Origin of the sequence: Cereibacter changlensis JA139 (assembly GCF_003034985.1) — a bacterium.
GTDB lineage: Bacteria > Pseudomonadota > Alphaproteobacteria > Rhodobacterales > Rhodobacteraceae > Cereibacter > Cereibacter changlensis.
Window position 1 is genome coordinate 1 of sequence record NZ_PZKG01000187.1, and the last position, 6,255, is coordinate 6,255.

Annotated in this window: 7 protein-coding genes and 1 pseudogene; 7 read left to right on the forward strand and 1 reads right to left on the reverse strand. The window is 68.8% G+C overall.

Features of this window, described 5'->3' with window-relative positions; genetic code table 11:
• A partial coding sequence (locus tag C5F48_RS21245; protein WP_258186547.1) for an ABC transporter substrate-binding protein occupies nucleotides 1–461 on the reverse strand: 461 nt, incomplete at its 3' end.
• A gap of 319 nt (nucleotides 462–780) precedes the next feature.
• On the opposite strand from C5F48_RS21245, the gene C5F48_RS21250 reads away from it, so the two are divergent.
• The 7 genes and pseudogenes from C5F48_RS21250 to C5F48_RS21280 all read left to right on the forward strand — a co-directional run.
• Nucleotides 781–1,818, forward strand: a complete 1,038-nt coding sequence (locus C5F48_RS21250; protein ID WP_107665765.1) for a LysR family transcriptional regulator — start codon at nucleotides 781–783, stop codon at nucleotides 1,816–1,818.
• A gap of 107 nt (nucleotides 1,819–1,925) precedes the next feature.
• Entirely contained in the window at nucleotides 1,926–2,003 is a 78-nt protein-coding gene (gene pqqA, locus C5F48_RS21255; protein WP_107665770.1) for a pyrroloquinoline quinone precursor peptide PqqA, read from the forward strand.
• Nucleotides 2,004–2,039: 36 nt separating this feature from the next.
• Entirely contained in the window at nucleotides 2,040–2,939 is a 900-nt protein-coding gene (pqqB, locus tag C5F48_RS21260; protein ID WP_107665766.1) for a pyrroloquinoline quinone biosynthesis protein PqqB, read from the forward strand.
• Nucleotides 2,936–3,700 carry a pyrroloquinoline-quinone synthase PqqC gene (pqqC, locus tag C5F48_RS21265; RefSeq protein ID WP_107665767.1) on the forward strand — a complete coding sequence of 255 codons (765 nt, stop codon included), beginning with the start codon at nucleotides 2,936–2,938 and terminating at the stop codon, nucleotides 3,698–3,700. Before pqqB ends, pqqC begins: the two co-directional genes overlap by 4 nt.
• A complete protein-coding gene (pqqD, locus tag C5F48_RS21270; RefSeq protein WP_107665768.1) occupies nucleotides 3,700–4,014 on the forward strand; it encodes a pyrroloquinoline quinone biosynthesis peptide chaperone PqqD in 315 nt (104 codons plus the stop codon). The genes pqqC and pqqD overlap by 1 nt, the downstream gene beginning before the upstream one ends.
• A 5-nt stretch (nucleotides 4,015–4,019) precedes the next feature.
• On the forward strand, nucleotides 4,020–5,168 hold the full coding sequence (gene pqqE, locus C5F48_RS21275) for a pyrroloquinoline quinone biosynthesis protein PqqE (protein WP_211314620.1): 1,149 nt from the start codon (nucleotides 4,020–4,022) through the stop codon (nucleotides 5,166–5,168).
• Between the two features lie 279 nt (nucleotides 5,169–5,447).
• Nucleotides 5,448–6,255 (forward strand): annotated as a pseudogene (locus C5F48_RS21280) (peroxidase family protein); the annotation flags it as partial.

Genomic DNA, 6,255 nt, shown 5'->3' on the forward strand with positions numbered 1-6,255 from the left:
CTGTAGTCGCCGGTCTGCTTGATCTTCTCGTCGACGTTCTCGGCGGTCAGGCCGAACTGGCCGAGGATGAAGGCGGGCGACTTGTCCAGCTTCACGCCGCGCACGAGGCTGAAGACCACGTCTTCGGCGGTCAGGTCGTTGCCGCTGGCGAATTTCTTGCCTTCGCGGATCTTGAACGACATGGTCATGCCGTCCTCGGACAGCTCCCAGCTTTCCGCGACCACGCCGAAGATCTTCGACACGTCGTCGAGCTCGTAGCCGATCAGCGGTTCGTAGCTGTTGCCGATGATCTCGGAGGCCGTGAATTCAAACACTTCCGCCGGATCGAGCGAGATGATGTCATCCAGCGTATAGGCCTGGATGATCGTGTCGTCCGGTGTCGCCGCAAGCAGCGGCCCGGTTGCGGTCAGCGTCAGCGCGGCAATCGCCGCGGTCGCCATCAGGCGCGCTCGGATGAACATAGGTAACCCCCTGTCGATGTTTTCAGCGGCTCCTGCTGGGACACTATGACGCATTCCACGGGCCGGCCCAAGTTAGGACGCCGGCTCACGGAACTGTCAAGAGCCCGTCATCCGGACGACGGGCCTTGGCCGGGGAAAATCCGGCGGCGGTGAGGAACAGGGGCAGCTTCCGCCGTGGCGATCTGGTGGCTGTCGATCACGCTGCGACGGGCGGGGGCGGAACCGCAACCCAAGACTGCGCGTCTCATTCTTTTGGTGGAGGCGACCGGCCCGCAGCGCGGTGTCACGCTGGCGCCATCCCCACCCGCGCGAGGATGCCATGCCGAAACCCGCCAGAGCCGCCGAGGCCCCACCGCAAGCCGATCCCACCAGCCTGCGCGCCCTGCAGCGACCCGCCGGGGCTGAGGGGCCGGAACTCACGCTGCGCAAACTGCGGGCCTTCTGGGCGGTGGCGCATGCGCAGTCGCTGACCGAGGCGGCGAAGCTTCTGGGCATCGCGCAGCCCTCGCTGTCGCAGCAGATCATCGGCATCGAGCAGGGGCTGGGGCTCGCGCTCTTCGAGCGGCGCTCGAACCGGATGGAGCTGACCGAGGCGGGCAAGCTGATGCTGCGCAAGGCTGAGCATGTGCTGCGCGGCATGCAGGAGCTGGAGGACAGCCTTGCCGCCTTCGGCAGCGGCCAGCGCCACCCGCTGCGGCTGGCAGGCATCGAGTCGCTGTTGCGCACCATCCTGCCCGAGGCGCTGGCCCGGCTGGAGGCGGGCTTCGGCCAGATGGATTGCGACCTGATGGAGGGCGCGCCGGCCGATATCCTGGAAATGCTCTATTCGCGCCGTGCCGATATCGGGCTTCTGGCGGCGAATTCGATCTCCGAGGCGAGCACCGGCTTCCTGCAGATCCCGATGCTCGACGACCCGATGGTGCTGGCGGTGCCCGAGGCGCTGGTGCTCGATGGAATCGAGCGGCTGGAGGACCTGCCACCCGAGGGGCGGACGGTGCTGAATGCCTCGATCCAGATCGCCTTCGGCACCCAGCACAGCCGCCGGATCGAGAGCTGGTATGCCGGGGTGCTGCCGCAGAACCGGATGGCGGCGCGGGTGCGCAGCTTCGAGACCGCGCTGTCGATGGTGCGGGCCGGGCTGGGCGTCTGCCTCGTGCCCGCATTGGCGGTGGGAGCGGCGCCGGGGCTGAGGCTCTATCACGCCGGGCTCGCGCCGCGGCGCATCGTGGCGCTGATCCAGCCGACGCTGCGCCGCTCGGGACGGTTCGACGCGGTGCTGGAGGCCTTGCAGGCGGCGGGGGCGGCGGTGACGCGCCCGGTGATCCACCCGCTGCCGCCGCTCCTGGTGCAGGCATGAGGCAGCCATAGGTTCGCACCTATGGCGCGCATAGCTGGTGACGCAATGTCGCAGCCTTACACTTCGTAAAGACGGCAGCAGAGCCGTTGCTAACGGAGGAGACCGACATGGCCTGGAAGACCCCGAAGTTCGACGAGACCCCGGTGGGCATGGAAATCAACATGTACGCCTGCGCCAAGAAGTGACGGCGTAGCCTGCTGCGAACCGGAAGGGAGACCGGGATGCTTCGTGTCATGGTCCTCGGGTCCGCAGCAGGCGGCGGTCTGCCGCAATGGAACTGCGCCTGCGACGGCTGCAGCGCCGCCCGTGCCGATCCGTCCCTGCGCAATGGCCAGATGTCGCTGGCGGTCAGCGCCGACGACCGGCACTGGTTCCTGATCAACGCCTCGCCCGACCTGCGCCAGCAGCTGATCGAGACGCCCGCCCTGCACCCGCAGGGGCTGCGCCACTCGCCCATCGCCGGGGTGATCCTGACCAATGGCGAGGTGGATGCGGTGGCGGGGCTTCTGTCGCTGCGCGAGGGCTCGCCGTTCCGGCTCTATGCCCATCCCGACGTGCTGGAGGTTCTGGCCGAAAACAGCATCTTCAACGTGCTGAACCCCGCGCTGGTGCCGCGCCTGCCGATGGCGCTGGATAGGCCGCTGAGCCTCGATCTGCCGGACGGCAGCCCCTCGGGGCTGGAGGTGGAGGCCTTCGCCGTGCCGGGCAAGCCCGCCTGGTATCTCGAAGGGGCGGCACCGCGGGAGGGCGACACCATCGGGCTGCGGCTGACGGCGGGGGGGCGGAGCCTGTTCCTGCTGCCAGCCTGCGCGGCGGTGCCGCCGGAGCTGGCCGAGCGGCTTCGGGGGGCGGATCTTCTGTTCTTCGACGGCACGCTCTGGACCGATGACGAGATGATCCGCGCCGGGCTGTCGCAGAAGACCGGGCTCGGTATGGGGCATATGGCGATCTCGGGCGTCGGCGGGGCCATCGCGGCGCTGGCCGGCTTGGAGATCGGGCGCAAGATCTTCGTGCATATCAACAATTCGAACCCGGTGCTCCTGCCGGGCTCGCCCGAACGGCAGGAGGCCGAACGCGCCGGATGGTGCGTGGCCCGGCCCGGACTGGAGGTCAGCCTATGACGCTCGACATGGTGAGATCAGATCTCGGCCCCGCGGGGCCGCTCGACAGCGCCGATGCGATGGAGGCGCGGCTGCGCGAGATCGGTGAAAAACGCTATCACAACCTGCATCCCTTCCATCACCTGCTGCATGGCGGGCAGCTGACCAAGGGGCAGGTGCAGGCCTGGGCGCTGAACCGCTTCTATTACCAGAGCTCGATCCCCCTGAAGGACGCCGTGGTGATCTCGCGCTTCCGCGACCGGGCGACGCGGATCGAGTGGCGGCACCGGCTCGAGGATCACGACGGGGCCGAGGGATCGGAGGGCGGAATCGAGCGCTGGCTGCAGCTGACCGACGGGCTGGGGCTGGACCGCGCCTATGTGGAAAGCACCGCCGGAGTGCTGCCCGCCACGCGCTTTGCCGTCGATGCCTATGTGCGCTTCGTCGGCAGCCAGAGCCCGCTGGAGGCCATCGCCTCCTGCATGACCGAGCTCTTCGCCCCGGCGATCCACGAGCAGCGCATCGCCGGAATGCTGGCGCATTACGATTTCATCAACCCCGGCGTGATGCGCTATTTCCAGCGCCGCCTGACGCAGGCACCGCGCGATGCCGATTTCGCGCTGGCCTATGTGCGCGAACATGCCCGCACGCCGGAACAGCGCGCCGCGGTCTGCGAGGCGCTGATCTTCAAGACCGATGTGCTCTGGGTGCAGCTCGACGCGCTGCATCATGCCTATGTCACCGGCCACATCCCGCCCGGTGCCTTTGTGCCGGAGGCGTGATGTCGAGCCTGCGTTCCCCCCGCCCGCACCTGCGGCCCGAAGACCGCCCGATCCTCGCCCGCCACGCGCGGCTGCGCTTCGACAAGGCGCGCGACCGCTGGATATTGCTGGTGCCGGAGAAGGTCATGGTGCCCGACGAGATCTGCATCGAGATCCTGCGGATGTGCGATGGCGCCGTGAGCATCGCCGCGATCACCGCGACGCTGGACGAGAAATACACAGCCCCACCCGGCGTCATTGCCGCCGAGGTGCTGGCGCTGCTGCAGGACCTTGCCGACAAGGGCTTCGTCCTGCCTGCCCCGGAGGCCGCATGACCGAGATGAAAGACGATTTCGCCCTCGTCACCCGCGCAGGCGAGGCCGCGCGCGCAAGCTACGGCATGCCGCTGGCCGTGCTGGCCGAGCTGACGCATCGCTGCCCGCTGCAATGCCCCTATTGCTCCAACCCGGTGGAGCTCGAAACCTCGCGCGCCGAGCTGACCACGGCCGAATGGTGCCGGGTGCTGGGCGAGATGGCCGAGCTTGGCGTGCTGCAGATCCATTTCTCCGGCGGCGAGCCGCTGGTGCGCAAGGATCTGGAGCAGATGGTGGCGCATGCGACCGAGGTCGGGCTCTATTCCAACCTCATCACCTCGGCGGTGATGCTGACGCGCGAAAGGCTGTCGCGGCTCTACGATGCCGGGCTCAGCCATGTGCAGATCAGCTTTCAGGGCGCCGAATCCATGGTGGCCGACCGGGTGGGCGGCTTTGCCAAGGGCCATGCGAAGAAGCTGGAGGCGGCACGCTGGACGCGCGAGCTGGGCCTGCCCCTGACGGTCAACGCGGTGATGCACCGGCAGAACCTGCACCAGCTGGCGGGCATCATCGAGATGTCGGTGGAGCTGGGGGCGGACCGGCTGGAGGTGGCCAATGTGCAGTATTACGGCTGGGCGCTGAAGAACCGCGCCGCGCTGATGCCGACCCGGGCGCAGCTGGAGGAGACCACCCGCATCGTCGAGGAGGCGCAGGCCCGGCTGCAGGGGGTGCTGGCCATCGACTATGTGATGCCCGACTATTACGCGCTGCGGCCCAAGCAATGCATGGGCGGCTGGGGGCGGCAGTTCTTCAACATCTCGCCCTCGGGCAAGGTGCTGCCCTGCCATGCCGCCGAGACGATCACCGGGCTGGACTTCGCCTCGGTGCGCGATCACTCGCTGGAGTGGATCTGGCACAATGCCGAGGCGCTGAACCGCTATCGCGGCACCGACTGGATGCCCGAGCCCTGCAAGAGCTGCGATTTCAAGGAGGTCGATTTCGGCGGCTGCCGCTGTCAGGCCTTCGCGCTGACCGGGAACGCGGCCAATGCCGACCCGGCCTGCGTGAAATCGGCGCTGCATGAAAGCCTGTTCCAGCTGGCCGATACCGAGGCCGAGACCGGATCCGAGCGCTTCCTCTACCGCAACTTCTCCGGCGGCGTACCGGAGAGCTGACGCTGCGCCCGCCGCCGGCGTCGAAGACGCCCCCGCCTGACGGGGGCGTCAGCCGTTGCGGATGACCCCCACCGATATCCAGTAGTCCGACGCCGTTCCGGACCTTCTGCCCTCGGAGCCCGACCTAAGTCTGGCCCGGGTCGGACCATGGGCCGAAAATCCTTCCTCTACAGGTCGCACGATGACTGCGACGGCTGGACTCGCGCTTGGCGGCGGGCAGCGCGACGCTGCGAAGTGTCCGCCCCTTTTGGGTTCATTAGCACCGCAAGGATTTTCATCATGGTTACGCTGAACCGGAACGACCTTTCGCACATCCTGACGCAGATCCTCATTGCCGAGGAGCACACCCGCCTGACGCAGGTCGAGGGCATGGACCCCGCCGCCGCGCTGGCGCAGCTGGTGACCAGCCCGCTGATCCCGACCGGGCTGCGCACGGTCGATGGCACCTACAACAATTTCCAGCCGGGCATGACCCATTTCGGCTCGGCCGACCAGGCGATGCTGCGGCTCCTGACCCCGAACTACGCGCTGGCCGAGCCGAGCGCCTTCGGACCGCCTGGCCCGGCCACCAGCTATGACAGCCCCTCGGGCACTGTGTTCGACAGCCAGCCGCGGGTGATCTCCAACCTTGTGGCCGACCAGACGCTTGCCAATCCCGCGGCCATCGCGGCGGCCTTGCAGGTGAACGGCGTGACCGGGGCGGCGCAGCTCGCCGCCGTGCAGCAGATCACCGCCGCCTATCAGGCGGCGCAGGCGGCGCGGGCCGCCGCCGGGACGGGCGGGACGCCGGTCGATCCGGCGGTGGCGGCGGCGCTGCTGGCGGCGCGCGACGCGGCACAGGCCGCGATGGAGACCGCCGAGGCGGGCGTCACCGATGCGGCCGCCGACAAGGCGGCGACCGACGCCGCGGTGCTGGCGGCTTCCGAAGCGCTGGCGGCCGCCCAGGCGGCGCTGGATGCGCTGGGGCCGAGCTCCACCGCCGTGGCGGATGCCCAGGCCGCGGTCGCGGCGGCCACGGCGGCGCTGACCGGCGCGCTGGCCGCGGCCTCGGCAGCGGCGACGGTGCTGGACCTCGCGCAGGCCGAGC